Raw genomic sequence first — 14,469 nt, forward strand, 5'->3', positions numbered from 1 at the left:
TGAGCCCTATCAGGACCATTGGCAGCAGCGGCTTGAATCATGCGCAAATTAGATGTTTAGATACCGACTATTCCGTTTTGCAATGGAGATGTCGTGCTCGATCCGCGTTTGCTCCGGGCCTTCGTGGCGATCGCCGATGCCGGCAGTTTCACGGCGGCCGCCGATCGCCTGCACATGACGCAGTCGACGATGAGCCAGCAGATCGCCCGGCTGGAGGAAGCGATCGGCCGCGACCTCGTCGACCGCGCCGCGCGGCCAGTGCGCCTGACGGTGACGGGCGAGCGCCTGCTCGGCCACGCCCGGCGCATCCTGGCGCTCCAGACCGAGGCGCTGACGCTGGTCGCCGAAACCTCCGGCACCACCTCGGTCCGGATCGGCATGCCGGACGATATCGCGACGCCCGAAATGGCGCATGCCTTCGCGGCCTTCGCCAAGCGCCACAAGGAGGCCCGCCTCGACGTCACCACGGGGCTTCGTTCCGACCTCACACGTCGCTACCGCTCCGGTGAACTCGACATCGTGGTGCTCAAGGAGGACACGCCAAGTTCCGACGCCTGGGCGAGTTTTGAAGAGCCGATCGCCTGGTTCACGGCGCTGGATGCGGCAAGCGACCTGCCCGATCCCACCCCGCTCGTCACCTTCCCGCCCGGCGGGCTCTATCGCGACGCCATGTTCGAGCGCATGGAGCGCGAGCGGCGGCGCTGGTATGTCGCCTTCACCTCCGCCAGCCTGCGCAACGTGCTGATGGCGATCGAGGCGGGCCTCGGCCTCTCGCTGCTGCCAGTCGATTCGGCAAAGGGATGGCGGGTGAAGCCGCTCGCCGATTTCGCGCCGGAACCGCCGGTCCTGGCCTCGCTCTATTCCTGGGAAAGGGGCGGCCTCGTCGGCGAACTTGCCAATGAGGTGCTCGATATCCTCAAGCGGCATTTCGCGCCGGAGCGGCGTCAGGCCTTGTAGAGGTCCGCATAGGTGTCGCGCAGAACATTCTTCTGCACCTTGCCCATCGTGTTGCGCGGCAGGTCCTCGACGAAGAGTACCCGCTTCGGCTGCTTGTAGCGCGCCAGCCGGTCCTTCAGCCCGTCGAGCACCGTCTTTTCGTCAAGCGCCGCGCCCTTCTTCAGCACCACAACGGCCGTCACGCCCTCGCCGAAATCCGGATGCAGCACGCCGATGACCGCACTTTCGATGACGCCCGGCATGCCGTCGATCTCGGTCTCCACTTCCTTGGGATAGATGTTGTAGCCGCCGGAGATCACGAGATCCTTGCCGCGCCCGACGATGTGCACATAACCGCGCTCGTCGATCTTGCCGAGATCGCCGGTGATGAAGAAGCCGTCGGTGCGGAATTCCGCGGCGGTCTTATCCGGCATGCGCCAATAGCCCTTGAAGACATTTGGCCCTTTCACCTCGATCATGCCCGTCTCGCCGTCGGCCAGGGGTTTTCCGGTGTCCGGCTCGGTGACGCGCAGCGAGATGCCGGGCAGCGCAAAGCCTACCGTGCCGGCGACGCGATCGCCGTCATAGGGGTTGGAGGTGTTCATGTTGGTCTCGGTCATGCCGTAGCGCTCGAGGATGGCGTGGCCGGTTTTTTCCGAAAAGCTGCGATGGGTTTCCGCAAGCAGCGGCGCAGAGCCGGAGACGAAGAGCCGCATGCCGGCGGTCGCCTCCCGCGTCAGGCCGGCATGCTGTACGAGCCGGACGTAGAAGGTCGGCACGCCCATCATCACCGTGGCGTTTTCCATCAGCCCGAGCACCTCGTCTGCATCGAATTTCGGCAGCAGGATCATCGAGGCGCCGGAGAGCAGCGTGACGTTCGTGGCGACGAACAGGCCGTGCGTGTGGAAGATCGGCAGCGCATGGATCAGCCGGTCGGCGCTGGTGAAGCGCCAATGGTCGCTGAGCGTCACCGCATTCGAAAGCAGATTGTCATGCGTCAGCATGGCGCCCTTCGAGCGGCCGGTCGTGCCGGACGTGTAGAGGATCGCCGCAAGGTCGTCGGCCCCGCGCTCCGCATCGGTAAAATCCGCCTCCTCGCTCCCGGCCCGCTGGAGGAGACTGCCGCCGCCCATCGCATCCAGCGTCTCGACCGTGCTGCCATGGGCTTCGGCCACCGCCGTGACGCCGCCCGCGGATTTCGGGTCGACGACCACGAGCCGTGGCTCCGCGTCACCGATGAAATAATCCAGTTCCGCCAGTGTATAGGCCGTGTTGAGCGGCAGGTAGACCGCACCCGCACGCACGCAGGCAAGGTAGAGCATCAGCGCCTCGGGGCTCTTTTCCACCTGCACCGCGACCCGGTCGCCCGGCTGCACGCCAAGGCCGACGAGCGCCGCGGCCAGACGGCCGGAAAACGAGATCATCTCGCCATAGGTCCAGCGCCGCCCCTCGGCGGTCTCGATGAAGAGGGCCTCCGGCGTTGCGGCGGCGCGGATCGCGTCGAAAAGATGATTGCCCATGGTGACCTCCTGCACTGTTTTCCCGCACCTTGCACAAGGTCGACGGGGAACGCCAGAGGGTCAGCGCAGCAGGCCCTGCCCGCCGTCGATCCAGAGCGGAATGCCGGTAATGTGGCGGGCCTTCGAGGAGGCGAGGAACAGGATGGCGTCGGCCACTTCGTCGGCGGTTCCCGGCTTGCCGTCGGAGACCGGGATGTCGCCCTCCGGCCAGACGACGGGAATGCCGGCTTCGCCGGCACCGCGCTGCTTGGTGTTTTCGTCGATGCTCGTTTCGATCGCGCCGGGGCAGACGGCGGTGACGCGGATGCGGGCCTTGCCGAGTTCCAGCGCGAGTTGCTGTACCATGGCAAGCTGCGCCGCCTTGCTCGCGGCATAGGCGGTGGCGCCGGGCGTGGAGAAGGTGCGCGTGCCGTTGATCGAAGAGACGACGACGATGGCGCCCTCGCCGGCCTTTTTCAGGAAGGGCACGGTCAGGTGCAGCGTCAGATAGGTGCCACGCAGGTTGACGGCGATCGTCTCGTCCCATTCGGCGGGCTTCAGATCGTCGATCGGCGCCCAGACGCCGTTGATGCCGGCATTGGCCACGACGACGTCGAGTCCGCCGAAGGTGCCGACGAGCTGCTCCACGGCGCCGCGCATCGAGGCTTCGTCCGTCACATCCGCCGCAAGTGCCAAGCCCGCCCCGCCGAGTGCCAGGATTTCCTTGGCGACGGCCTCGACCTCCTCCGCGGTACGGCTCAGCACGCCGACGCTTGCGCCATGACGGGCGAAGGCGAGCGCCGTGGCCTTGCCGATCCCGGAGCCAGCACCGGTGACGAGGGCGACCTTTCCTGCAAACAGCATGGGCAACTTCCTCCGCGTGATGCCGGTTCGGCTCGACAACAATGCCCGGAAGACAAGTCGGTTCCCCGGTTTTTTGGGAACCAAGCCGCAGCACTCGCGTTTGTTCGAAAGCCAAAGCCCGTTCGTAGGAGTGTACCCGTGCGCCAGAAGAAGAAGCCACTGACCCGCAAACCCGCCGCCACTCCGGACGCCGACCTTCGCAACACCCGCAAACGCCGCAATTCCTGGGAGCCGCAGGTCATCGTGCCGCAGCAGGTCGATCTGCCGCTCCGCCAGTCGGACAGGGACGAGGTGGTCGTGCCCGCCGCGCCGAACGGTCGCAGCCTCATCAACGGACGGCTTTGAAGGGACTGACCAAGATGCTTGTGAAGGACGTGATGTCCGCCCAGATCGTGACCGTCTCCCCCAATGACACCGCGCAATCGGCCGCGCGGCTGATGGCTGAAACCGAAGTGGGGGCGCTTCCGGTCGAAGTGCCGGGTGTCGGCGCCATCGTCGGCATCATCACCGATCGCGATATCGTCGTGTCGGTTCTGGCGCGGGGACATTCCACCTCCACCGCCATTGCGGAATTCATGACCGTGTCGCCTGAGGTCTGTAACGAGAAGGACGACACGGAAACGGTGGCGGCCCGCATGCGCGAACTCGGCGTGCGCCGTCTCGTGGTGGTGAACGACGACCGGCGTGTCGTCGGCATCGTCAGCCTTGTCGATATACCGGCCCAAAAACCCAGCACGGAGGGTGTGCAATGACCATTTTTGCGACCGACCGGCTGTGGGACGAGGCGGTCGTGCTCGAGGGCGACCGGCAGGTTCTGCGCGTACAGAGCACGCGCGACGCCCTGCTCTGCCTCAAGAACCATTGGCCGATCAAGGACGGACCTGCGGCATTGACGGCGAAAAGCGTCTGCGAGCAGGGGCTGACAAGCGACGACGACCCGGCCTTCGCGCGCCGGGCCTTTATCGAGGCCGCCAAGGAGGCGGGCTTCCGCGTGAACTCATGGACGGCGGCATAGACCGCTGCCACTTGTCGAAGGGACACATCATCGTGAACGACGAACGCCAGGAATGGATCAGCAAGCGTGCCTATGGCTTGTGGGAGGCGGAAGGCCGCCCGCAGGGCAGGGATGAAGACCATTGGGACCAGGCGGCGCGCGAGCGCGCAGACCTCGAAAAGGTCGCACTGCCCGAACATGCCGCCCGACACAATTCCCATGAGGCGGACGACGCAACCCGCGCCGCCGTCGACCTGACCCGCCAATCGCTGCCTGAAGACAGCGAAGAGGAGGCTTCGCTCCACCACTGAGGCGGGCCGGCGAAAGCACTCCACCAAGCCCCGACGGGGCACTACACATGAGAAAGGATAAGCCATGCCCTCCATCAAGGAAGCACGCATACTCATTCTCGCCACCGACGGCTACGAGCGCTCCGAACTGCGCGTGCCGCTGGATGAACTGAAGAAACGCGGCGCGGCGGTGAAGATCGCCTCGCTGGAAAAGCGCCCGATCAAGAGTTGGGACAAGAAGGACTGGGGTGATACGGTCGACGTCGACCTGACGACGGAGGAAGCCTCCTCGAAGGATTTCGACGCGCTCGTGCTGCCCGGCGGGCAGATCAACCCGGATCTCCTGCGCGCCGACGAGAAGGCGATGCGCGTCGTCAAGGACTTCCTGGCTTCGGGCAAGGTGGTGGCGGCGATCTGCCATGCGCCCTGGCTGCTCATCGAGGCCGATGCGCTGCGTGGCCGCAAGGCGACCTCCTATGCCTCGATCCGCACGGACCTTATCAATGCCGGTGCGGACTGGCGCGACGAGAAGGTGGTGACCGACAAGGGCATCGTCACCTCGCGCTCGCCGGAGGATCTCGATGCCTTCGTCGCGAAGATCGTCGAGGAAGTCGAAGAAGGCCGCCACGAACGCCGCGCGGCCTGATCATCGTCTGAACCCTGAAAGCGCCGGCTATGCATCCTGCATGGCCGGCGTTTTCTTGCGCGCCCGGCGCCGCGCATTCCGGCGGCTTTCGAGGAAGCGCAGCAGGCGTTCTTCCTCCGCCCGCAATCCGGCAATGGCAAGCGACGGGCGGCGCATTGCAAGGCGCAAGGTATCGGGCGCCTCGGCAAGCGCGATGATATCCGGGTGGATGTAACTCGACCGGGCAATGGCCGGCGTGTTGTGCAGCGTGTCCGCCGCGGCTTGCGCCATGCCCTTGATCGTCGGGTGCCCGCCTTCCTCGACCGCATGGCGCGCCAGGGCAAAGGCCGCAAGGCTGCCGGCCCAGGTACGGAAGGTCTTTGCGGAAACGGCGATGCCGGAAATATCGGCGAGATACAGGTTGAGCCGGCCGGAATCGATCGGCCGCACGAGATCGGCATCGTCCTTCCAGACGAAGAGCTGGCGGCCCGGCAGGTCGGCGCAATCTTCCAGCAGACGCTGGAGGCGGGGATGTTTCAGCGTTCGCTGCACGCGCTTGCCGCCCTTGGCGTTGAAGCGCAGTTCGATCTGCCCCTCGGCAAGCCTGACATGGCGTTTGAGCAAGGTCGTTGCGCCATAGGTCTTGTTTTCCACCGCATAGGCCCGGTTGCCGACCCGAAGCTGCGCCTCGTCGAGCAGCACGGTGATGGCCGCCAGCATCGTATCGACCGTACCGGGCGCGCCGTCGAGATCGCGCCGCACCGCGCGCCTGAGTTTCGGCAGCGCCCGGCCGAAGGCGATGAGCTGGTCGAACTTGTCGCCACTTTTCAGCGCCTGCCAGTCGGGATGGTATCGGTATTGTTTTCGCCCGCGCGCGTCAAAACCGGTCGCCTGCAGGTGGCCGTGCTCGTCGATGCAGATCCAGACATTCTGATAGGCCGGCGGCAGGCCGAGCGCGGCGATGCGCGCCTTCAGCGCCGCATCGCGCACCAGCGAACCGTCCGGCAGGCGATAACAAAAGCCGCGACCGGCACGCTGGCGCCGGATGCCGGGCTCGCTGTCGGAGACATAGACGAGACCGGTCTCTTTGAGGTTGTCCGGCGCCATGTTTTGGGGCTCATCCCGCCGGTTCGAAGACGGCGACGCTAGCACCGTAGACCATCGCCGGGCTTGGTGCCGGGTGCTCCGCAGAGGCATCGCCTTCCGCCCCCGTATCGAGCACGCGCTTCCACGCCTTGATGCCGTTCACCTGCGGCAGCTTAACCTGGCAATCCCCGCCGGCATTCAGGACGAGGAAGAGCTGGTCCGGCGCCTCGTCGGTCGCCGGCTTCGAGAGGAACAGGCCGAGCGCCCTCAGATTGCCGTCCTTCCAGGCGGCATCGGTCATGAAGGCGCCGTCGGGGCGATACCAGGCGATCTCGATCGTGCCGTCCTCGGCGGCGTCGCCCGTCAGGAACCGTTCCTGCCGCAGTGCCGGATGGGCCTTGCGGAAGGCGATGGCGCTCTTGCAGAAGTTCAGGAACGGGTCGTCGAGGCCATCCCAATCGGTCCAGCCGACCGCATTGTCCTGACAATAGGCATTGTTGTTGCCGTTTTGGCTGTTGCCGAGCTCGTCGCCGCCCAGCAACATCGGCACGCCCTGGCTAAGCATCAGCGTCGCGATCATGTTGCGCCGGCGGCGGTCGCGGGCGGAAAGGATGCCAGGGTCATCGGTCGGGCCTTCCGCGCCCATATTGTGCGAATGGTTGTCGGAATGGCCGTCGCGGTTGTCCTCGCCATTCGCCTCGTTGTGCTTGCCGTCATAGGAGACGGTGTCCATCAGCGTGAAACCGTCATGGGCGCTGAGCAGGTTGATCGAGGAGGTGGCGCCGCGGTCGGAATGGTTGAACTGCGGTGCGGAGCCTGTGAGCCGCGAAGCGAGCCCGGACACGAGCCCACCGTCGCACTTCCAGAAGCGACGCACGTCGTCACGGTACTTGTCGTTCCACTCGCGGAACGGATGCGGGAAACCGCCGACCTGATAGCCCCCGTCGCCGACATCCCAAGGCTCGGCGATCAGTTTTACGCCGGAGAGGACCGGGTCCTGCCGGATCGCATCGAAGAACGTGCCGTCGCGGTCGAATTCGATGTGGCGCGTGCGGCCGAGGGTGCTCGCAAGGTCGAAGCGGAAACCATCGACATGCATGACGCCGACCCAATAGCGCAAACTGTCCAGCACCATGCGCAGCACCATCGGATGGGCGATGTTGACCGTGTTGCCGGTGCCGGTCGTGTCATAGCTGTGGCGCAGGTCGTCGGGCGAGAGGCGGTAATAGCTGAGATTGTCGAGCCCGCGGAAGCTGAGCGTCGGGCCGCGCTCCGAGCCTTCCGCCGTGTGGTTGTAGACGACATCCATGATGACCTCGATGCCGGCGGCATGGAAGCGTTTCACCATGGTCTTGAATTCGGTGACGGCGCGGCCGGAGAGGAACCGCGGCTGCGGCGCGAAGAAGCCGAGCGTCTGGTAGCCCCAGTAATTGCGCAGGCCCTTTTCCAAGAGGTAGCGGTCATCCGGGAAATACTGGATCGGCAAGAGTTCGATGGCAGAGATGCCGAGATCGACCAGATGTTCGATGATCGGATCGCTCGCCATGCCCATGAAGGTGCCGCGCAACGCCTCCGGCACGCCCGGATGGCTCATCGTCAAGCCGCGCACATGCGCCTCGTAGATGATCGTCTCGGTCCAGGGCCGGCGGATGGCGGCGTCACCCGCCCAGTCGAAGTTCGTATCCTGCACCATGCCCTTCACCATGAAGGGCGCGCTGTCGCGCTCGTCGAAGGAAAGGTCTCCCGCCGCGTCACCGATACGATAGCCATAGAGCGCATCGTCCCAGGTGATTTCGCCGACGATCTGCTTGGCGTAAGGATCGAGCAGCAGCTTGTTCGGGTTGAAGCGGTGGCCGTTCTGCGGATCGTACGGCCCGTGCGCGCGGTAGCCATAGACGGTGCCGGGTTTCAGCCCCGCAATATAGCCGGACCAGATGTCGCCTTCGCGCTTGGGCAGCGCCAGGCGGGCGGTTTCCTCCTTGCCGTCCTCGGAAAACAGACAAAGCTCCATCTGCTCCGCATGGGCGGAAAACACGGCGAAATGCGTGCCTTCGCCGGTGAATTCGGCGCCGAGCTCCGGCTTCATGAAATCGAGTTCGGAAAATGAGTAACTCATGCGATGGGTCCCCTTCGGTCGAGCATTGGCCTCCCCTGGATGAACATGCGGATGGCGCCGAGAGCGGCGCCGTCGCAAATGCCTGATCGCCCTCGCGCGACGAAATCCGTCCGCCGAGGTTCTGAAAAGCCATGGTGCAACGCGAAAAGAAGCGGATTGTTCCGGAACTTTTCCGCCGCCGCCCGGTTCAGTCTTGCTGCAAAGCAACAAAGAGGAAGCGGATGAGCAAGCCATCACCGACGCAAAGAACCTGGGGACCGCGCGTATTGAAGGATGGCAGGGTGCAATTCCGCCTCTGGGCGCCGGCCGAAAACGCCGTGACGCTGCTTGTAGGCGGACATGAGATCGCGATGCGGGCGGAGGACGACGGCTGGCATGCGGTGGAAACCGACAGCGCCCGGCCCGGCGACGCCTATACGTTCCGGCTTCACGACGGTCGCGAAATAGCCGACCCTGCCTCCCACGCCCAAAAGGACGGTGTCGAGGGACCGTCCATTATCATCGACCATGGCAGCTATGCCTGGCAAAACCCCGGCTGGAGGGGTCGCCCGTGGGAAGAGGCGGTGGTCTACGAGCTGCATATCGGCGCCTTCACGCCGGAAGGCACGTTTCGCGCGGCGATCGGGCAACTGGCGCATCTTCGCGATATCGGCATCACCGCCATCGAGATCATGCCCGTCGCGCATTTCGCCGGACGCCGCGGCTGGGGTTATGACGGTGTGCTGCATTATGCGCCGCACAGCGCCTATGGCACGCCGGACGACCTGAAGGCGCTGGTCGATGCGGCGCACGGCCATGGCCTGATGGTGCTGCTCGACGTCGTCTACAATCACTTCGGCCCGGCCGGGAATATGCTGCCGCACATCGCCCCGCCCTTCTTCCACCCCGAACGCCACACGCCCTGGGGCGCGGCACTCGCTTTCGAGCGGCAGGCCGTGCGGCGCTACTTCATCGAGAACGCGCTGTACTGGATCGTCGACTACCGGTTCGACGGTCTGCGCCTCGATGCGACCGAGGAGATCGAGGACGACAGCGAATGGCATATGCTGCTCGAAATGGCGCAAACCATCCGCGAGGCCGCGCCGGACCGCCAGATCCATCTCGTCGTCGAGGATCAGCTGAGCCGCAAGGGCCTGCTCAACCGCGACGGCGGCATCGTGCATCACTATACGGCCGGCTGGAACGACGAGTTCCATCACGCCCTGCATGTCATCGTGACGGGTGAAAAGCAGGGCCATTATGCGGTCTTCGGGGAAAAACCCTACGAGGCGCTGAGCGCGGCGACCGCCCGCGGTTTCATCCACGCGGACCGCACGAGGGACCGGGTCGGGCCGGCGCCCCAGGATCGCCTGCCGCCGCAGGTCAACGTCAACTTCCTGCAGAACCACGACCAGATCGGCAATCGCGCCTTCGGCGACCGGCTCACCACGATTGCCGATCCGACGCTCCTCAATGTCATGACCGCGCTCCTGCTTCTCGCCCCGCCGGTGCCCATGATTTTCATGGGCGAAGAATATGGCGAGGACCGACCGTTCCTGTATTTCGCCGATTTCGAGGGCGACCTGGCGCGGGCCGTGCAGGAGGGCCGCAAGAAGGAGGCGGAAAAATTCGGCGGCCTGAAACCGGGCCAGACCATCGCCGACCTTCCGGATCCGGTTTCCGAGGAGACGCTGCAACGCTCGAAACTCGACTGGTCCCGTGCCGCCTCACCCGATGGCCGGCGGCGGATCGCTTTCGTTCGCGAACTGATCCGGCTGCGGCAGACGCATGTCATGCCGCTGCTCGCGGGAGCGGCGCCAGAATCGCATGTGCTTCCCGCCGAAGACGGCATTCTCGCCATCGACTGGCATTTTCACGCGGCGACGCTCGGCATCCGTGCGAATTTCACGCCGGAACGCAAACCGTGGCCGGCGATCGCGGGCGAGGCGATCTTCGAGCTTGCCGCCGGGACCACGCCCGGCCCGTCGATCATCGTCGCCATCGACCGCTCGTGAAACTAGGACCGTTGGAACCAACGTCCCTCCTCGTCTGTTCTTAGAGAAAGTGTTCACAAGAGGTCCCCATGCCCATCGGCGATATCATGACCCGCAATGTCCATCTCGTCCGGCCGGAGGAGACCCTGCAATATGCCGCAAGCCAGATGGCCGAATGGGACATCGCCTTCCTGCCCGTGGCGGATTCGAGCGGCCTCGTCGGCACGCTGACCGACCGCGACATCATCCTGCGTGCCGTCGCCCCCGGGCTCAACGCGGAAACCACCAAGGTCGGCGACATCATGACGACCAACATCACCTATTGTTACGACGACGAGGCGCCGGAGGGCGTGCTGGCCAATATGCAATCGCTCCACCTGCGCCGCCTCGCCGTGCTCGACCGTCAGGAGCGTCTGGTGGGCGTCGTTTCGCAAACGGATTTCAAGCGCCGCCGCACTGTCTGACAGGAGCGATGGAACAAATCGGGAGGATATGCATTGTTGGGCGGCTGAAACCGCACTCCCAGGGCCTCATGACACTCCCCCACTCGACCTATCGCCTCCAGTTCCGCAACGGCATGGACTTCGCGGGCGCGCGACGGCTTGTGCCCTATCTGGAGCGACTGGGCATCAGCCACCTCTACGCTTCGCCCGTGATGACGGCGGTCGGTGGATCGACCCACGGCTATGACGTCACGGACGCCAACGAGATCGACCCGGCACTCGGCGGCCTCGACGGCCTGCGCCGTCTGGCCGATGACCTGCATGCCCGCGGCCTCGGGCTCATCCTCGACATCGTGCCCAATCACATGGCCGCGCACCTCGAAAACCCTTGGTGGCGCAGCGTCGTGACCTTCGGGGCGGAAAGCCCGTTTTCCCGGCATTTCGATATCGACTGGACGGAAAGACTGACCCTTCCCTTCCTTGGCAAGGCTTTCGAGGAGGAGGTTTCCGACGGCACCATCCGCCTCGCCTTCGACCCCGCACACGAGACGCTGGCGCTGCGCTACCACGACAGTTTCTATCCCCTGCATCCAGGAACCCACAGTCAGGCGCTGGAGGGATTCGATGACCTGGAGCAGGTTTCCAGGAATCCGGCGCGGATCGCGGCCATTCACGCGGCGCAGCCCTGGCAGCTGACGGACTGGAAGACGGCGGGCCGACATCTCAGCTACCGTCGCTTCTTCGAGATTGCCGGCCTCGTGGGACTGCGCGTCGAAGATCCGCAGGTCTTCGACGACAGCCACCACCTCGTCCTCGATCTCGTGCGCGACGGCACCGTCGATGGCCTGCGCATCGACCATATCGACGGGCTTGCCGATCCGGCCGCCTATCTGGAACGGTTGCGCAGCGCCGTCGGCCCGGACCTCCCCGTCTTCGTCGAAAAGATCCTGGAAAAGCACGAGCCCTTCGCCACGACCTGGCCCGTCGAGGGCACGACAGGCTACGAATTCATCGCCTCGCTTGCGGATGCGCTGGTCGACGAGCGGGGGGTTGGCGCGCTTGCAAAAACCTTCGCGCCGCTCCGGCGTGAGGGCCATGCCGGCAGCTATGCCGAGGAAATGCAGGCGAGCAAGCGGCAGATGCTTTCGGAGAACTTCGAGGGCGAGGTCAAGCGCACCGCCATGCTGGCGAAGACGCTGGCCGACAGGTCCCACGCGGACCTCTCGCGCACGACCCTCGTCGAAGCGATCCGCGGCCTGATCATCGCGCTACCCGTCTATCGAACCTACACGACGGCCGCCGGCGGAGACGAGCGCGACCGTCTTCTCCTGTCGACCGCCCGCCAGCAGGCGCTGGACACGGCGCGCCCGGAGGTTCGCGAGGCGATCGATTTCATCTTTGAACTGCTCGTCGACGACGAGACATGCAAGGTGCTGCCGGATTGCGTCGAATTCCGCACCCGCCTCCAGCAACTGAGCGGCCCGATCATGGCGAAGGCGCTGGAAGACACACTGTTCTACCGGGAAAACGCCTTCGTCGCCTTGAACGAGGTCGGCGGCGATCCCGGCGGGCCGACCGGCGGTCCCGAAGGATTCCACGCCGCCATGTCGGCCCGCGCACAGAACATGCCGCACGGCCTGTCGACGACCTCGACGCACGATACGAAACGCGGCGAAGATGCGAGGGCGCGGCTCTACACGCTGAGCGAAGCCCCGGACTGCTGGATCGAGGCGACGAAGCGCTGGGTCACGCTCAACGCCCGCTTCCGCCGGACGCATGGCAGGGCGGTGCCGGAACCAGATGTGGAATGGCTGATCTATCAGGCGCTTGCCGGCGCCTGGCCGATCGGCGGCCTCAAGGATCGCGGCGCCATGCAGACGCTTGGCGCGCGCATGACCCGCTATATCGAAAAGGCGCTTCGCGAGGCAAAACTCGCTTCCGACTGGAGCGAACCGGATGTCGCCTATGAGGAAAAGGTCGCGGGTTTCGTCACCGACCTGCTCGGACACGAGCCGTTCCTCAAGGATTTCGACGAGACGCTTTCCCCCTTCATCGATGCGGGACTGATGAATTCACTGGCGCAGACGCTGCTCAAGCTGACGGCGCCCGGCATTCCGGACATTTATCAAGGCAGCGAGCGCGCCGACTTTTCGCTTGTCGACCCCGACAACCGGCCCCTGCTCGACGTCGCATCCCTCACCGTGCCGGAAAGACCGCATCCCGCGCGCGCCCATTTCATGGACTACAAACAATGGCTGGTCGCGACCGTGCTTGCAGAGCGGGCGCAGAGACCGGATACATTCGCGGGACCTTACGTTCCGCTGGACCTGTCCGACGGCGGAAAGCAGGCGATGACCTTCCTGCGCGGCACGCCGCAGGCCTTTGCTCTGACCATCGTCCCGCGCCTGACCTTCGGCAAGACGCAGCCCGACGTCCTGCGCCTCACGGAGGACGCGATGCGCGGGCTTACGCTGGCGGTTCCCACGGGTTTCGAAGGCCGCACCGTCCGGTCCGTCCTCGACGGCCGCACGGTAATCCTCGACCGGACGATGGCGCTCTCGGAGCTTTTCCACAGCGAGCCTGTCGCGCTGCTCGTCAGTTGACCCGCGTCCCCTCCACGGAAAAGAGATGAATCTTGTCTCGCTTCGGGGCGAGATGGATCGGCTGGTCGGGTTTGAGGTCCACCCGCCGGTGCAGCACGATCACCGCCGTCTGCGTACCGACCCGCACCGAGAGGTGGGTTTCCGCGCCCGTCGGCTCGACGGTCAGCACCGTCGCCGGGATGCCCGCCTCGGCGAGGTCCAAATCCTCCGGGCGGATGCCGCAGGTGTGCGCCTCGCCCTTGGCCGCGCCGGCCGGCATCGGCAGGGCGACGTCGCCCTCGATGCGGAAGCCGCCGTCACCGACCTTGCCCTCGAAGAGGTTCATCGACGGCGAACCGATGAAGGTTGCGACGAAGGTATTGTCCGGGCGGTCGTAGAGGTCGAGCGGCTTGCCGATCTGCTCGATGCGGCCGGCGCGCATGACGACGATCTTGTCCGCCATGGTCATCGCCTCGATCTGATCGTGCGTGACATAGACGATGGTGGTGCCGAGGCGCTGGTGCAGCTCCTTGATCTCGCTGCGCATGGTGACGCGGAGTTTCGCGTCGAGGTTGGAAAGCGGCTCGTCGAAGAGGAACACCTTCGGATGACGCACGATCGCCCTGCCCATCGCAACACGCTGGCGCTGACCGCCTGAAAGTTGCTTTGGCAGGCGGTCGAGCAGCGGCTCGAGGGCGAGAATGCCCGCGGCTTCACCGACGAGCCTGTCGATCGTCGTCCTGTCGCGGCCCTGGAGTTTGAGCGCAAAACCCATGTTCTCCTTGACCGTCATATGCGGGTAGAGCGCGTAGCTCTGGAACACCATGGCGATGTCCCGCTCCTTCGGCGCCACGTCGTTGACGGCGCGCCCGTCGATGCGGATCTCGCCGCCACTGATATCCTCCAGCCCCGCCAGCATGCGCAAAAGCGTGGACTTGCCGCAGCCGGACGGGCCAACGAGCGTGACGAACTCGCCATCCTCGATATCCACGGAGACGCCGTGGATCACCGATGCCGCGCCATAGCGTTTGAGTACCCTGTCGATCGCTACCGATGCCATT

At 65.1% G+C, this 14,469-nt stretch carries 14 protein-coding genes; 9 read left to right on the forward strand and 5 right to left on the reverse strand.

Features of this window, described 5'->3' with window-relative positions; translation table 11 throughout:
• Window positions 1–93 precede the first annotated feature (93 nt).
• Window positions 94–957 carry a LysR family transcriptional regulator gene (locus VGN93_RS19955; RefSeq protein WP_327508796.1) on the forward strand — a complete coding sequence of 288 codons (864 nt, stop codon included), beginning with the start codon at window positions 94–96 and terminating at the stop codon, window positions 955–957.
• Here VGN93_RS19955 and VGN93_RS19960 read toward each other — a convergent pair.
• Window positions 945–2,456: a malonyl-CoA synthase gene (locus VGN93_RS19960; RefSeq protein WP_327508797.1), complete on the reverse strand. Its 1,512-nt coding sequence runs from the start codon at window positions 2,454–2,456 to the stop codon at window positions 945–947. The genes VGN93_RS19955 and VGN93_RS19960 overlap by 13 nt on opposite strands.
• Window positions 2,457–2,516: 60 nt before the next feature.
• The gene (locus VGN93_RS19965) at window positions 2,517–3,299 is read right to left on the reverse strand and encodes an SDR family NAD(P)-dependent oxidoreductase (RefSeq protein WP_327508798.1); all 783 of its coding nucleotides are present in this window, start codon (window positions 3,297–3,299) and stop codon (window positions 2,517–2,519) included.
• Between the two features lie 138 nt (window positions 3,300–3,437).
• Between VGN93_RS19965 and VGN93_RS19970 the strand changes: the two genes are divergently transcribed.
• The 5 genes from VGN93_RS19970 (at window position 3,438) to VGN93_RS19990 (ending at window position 5,229) form a co-directional block, all read left to right on the forward strand.
• On the forward strand, window positions 3,438–3,644 hold the full coding sequence (locus tag VGN93_RS19970) for a hypothetical protein (protein ID WP_327508799.1): 207 nt from the start codon (window positions 3,438–3,440) through the stop codon (window positions 3,642–3,644).
• A 14-nt stretch (window positions 3,645–3,658) separates the two neighbouring features.
• Window positions 3,659–4,051: a CBS domain-containing protein gene (locus VGN93_RS19975; protein WP_319319888.1), complete on the forward strand. Its 393-nt coding sequence runs from the start codon at window positions 3,659–3,661 to the stop codon at window positions 4,049–4,051.
• A gap of 2 nt (window positions 4,052–4,053) precedes the next feature.
• Window positions 4,054–4,314, forward strand: a complete 261-nt coding sequence (locus VGN93_RS19980; protein ID WP_319320266.1) for a DUF982 domain-containing protein — start codon at window positions 4,054–4,056, stop codon at window positions 4,312–4,314.
• 32 nt (window positions 4,315–4,346) lie between these two features.
• On the forward strand, window positions 4,347–4,604 hold the full coding sequence (locus tag VGN93_RS19985; RefSeq protein WP_327508800.1) for a DUF2934 domain-containing protein: 258 nt from the start codon (window positions 4,347–4,349) through the stop codon (window positions 4,602–4,604).
• A gap of 64 nt (window positions 4,605–4,668) precedes the next feature.
• Window positions 4,669–5,229: a type 1 glutamine amidotransferase domain-containing protein gene (locus VGN93_RS19990; protein ID WP_319319894.1), complete on the forward strand. Its 561-nt coding sequence runs from the start codon at window positions 4,669–4,671 to the stop codon at window positions 5,227–5,229.
• A gap of 27 nt (window positions 5,230–5,256) precedes the next feature.
• On the opposite strand, the gene VGN93_RS19995 is transcribed toward VGN93_RS19990, so the two are convergent.
• Window positions 5,257–6,405 carry a DNA topoisomerase IB gene (locus tag VGN93_RS19995; RefSeq protein ID WP_414714116.1) on the reverse strand — a complete coding sequence of 383 codons (1,149 nt, stop codon included), beginning with the start codon at window positions 6,403–6,405 and terminating at the stop codon, window positions 5,257–5,259.
• Window positions 6,326–8,410, reverse strand: a complete 2,085-nt coding sequence (gene glgX / locus VGN93_RS20000) for a glycogen debranching protein GlgX (RefSeq protein ID WP_327508802.1) — start codon at window positions 8,408–8,410, stop codon at window positions 6,326–6,328. The genes VGN93_RS19995 and glgX overlap by 80 nt, the downstream gene beginning before the upstream one ends.
• A 221-nt stretch (window positions 8,411–8,631) precedes the next feature.
• Here glgX and treZ point away from each other — a divergent pair, with 221 nt between their 5' ends.
• The 3 genes from treZ (at window position 8,632) to treY (ending at window position 13,429) form a co-directional block, all read left to right on the forward strand.
• Complete coding sequence (gene treZ / locus VGN93_RS20005; RefSeq protein WP_414714117.1) at window positions 8,632–10,404, forward strand: malto-oligosyltrehalose trehalohydrolase; 1,773 nt, start codon at window positions 8,632–8,634, stop codon at window positions 10,402–10,404.
• Window positions 10,405–10,472: 68 nt separating this feature from the next.
• Complete coding sequence (locus tag VGN93_RS20010) at window positions 10,473–10,847, forward strand: CBS domain-containing protein (RefSeq protein WP_327508804.1); 375 nt, start codon at window positions 10,473–10,475, stop codon at window positions 10,845–10,847.
• A gap of 68 nt (window positions 10,848–10,915) precedes the next feature.
• Entirely contained in the window at window positions 10,916–13,429 is a 2,514-nt protein-coding gene (treY, locus tag VGN93_RS20015; RefSeq protein ID WP_327508805.1) for a malto-oligosyltrehalose synthase, read from the forward strand.
• Here the strand turns inward: treY and VGN93_RS20020 are convergent.
• Entirely contained in the window at window positions 13,422–14,468 is a 1,047-nt protein-coding gene (locus VGN93_RS20020) for a sn-glycerol-3-phosphate ABC transporter ATP-binding protein UgpC (RefSeq protein WP_327508806.1), read from the reverse strand. The genes treY and VGN93_RS20020 overlap by 8 nt on opposite strands.
• Window position 14,469: the final 1 nt, after the last annotated feature.

It is taken from the genome of Shinella sp. (assembly GCF_035998705.1).
Taxonomy (GTDB): Bacteria; Pseudomonadota; Alphaproteobacteria; order Rhizobiales; family Rhizobiaceae; genus Shinella.

What these genes read in the sequence shown, in the direction of transcription:
- VGN93_RS19960 (WP_327508797.1), bottom strand. Translation starts at nt 2,456, where the DNA reads ATGGGCAATCATCTTTTCGACGCGATCCGCGCCGCCGCAACGCCGGAG.
- VGN93_RS19965 (WP_327508798.1), bottom strand. Translation starts at nt 3,299, where the DNA reads ATGCTGTTTGCAGGAAAGGTCGCCCTCGTCACCGGTGCTGGCTCCGGG.
- VGN93_RS19975 (WP_319319888.1), top strand. Translation starts at nt 3,659, where the DNA reads ATGCTTGTGAAGGACGTGATGTCCGCCCAGATCGTGACCGTCTCCCCC.
- VGN93_RS19990 (WP_319319894.1), top strand. Translation starts at nt 4,669, where the DNA reads ATGCCCTCCATCAAGGAAGCACGCATACTCATTCTCGCCACCGACGGC.
- VGN93_RS19995 (WP_414714116.1), bottom strand. Translation starts at nt 6,405, where the DNA reads ATGCCTCTGCGGAGCACCCGGCACCAAGCCCGGCGATGGTCTACGGTG.
- glgX (WP_327508802.1), bottom strand. Translation starts at nt 8,410, where the DNA reads ATGAGTTACTCATTTTCCGAACTCGATTTCATGAAGCCGGAGCTCGGC.
- treZ (WP_414714117.1), top strand. Translation starts at nt 8,632, where the DNA reads ATGAGCAAGCCATCACCGACGCAAAGAACCTGGGGACCGCGCGTATTG.
- VGN93_RS20010 (WP_327508804.1), top strand. Translation starts at nt 10,473, where the DNA reads ATGCCCATCGGCGATATCATGACCCGCAATGTCCATCTCGTCCGGCCG.
- treY (WP_327508805.1), top strand. Translation starts at nt 10,916, where the DNA reads ATGACACTCCCCCACTCGACCTATCGCCTCCAGTTCCGCAACGGCATG.
- VGN93_RS20020 (WP_327508806.1), bottom strand. Translation starts at nt 14,468, where the DNA reads ATGGCATCGGTAGCGATCGACAGGGTACTCAAACGCTATGGCGCGGCA.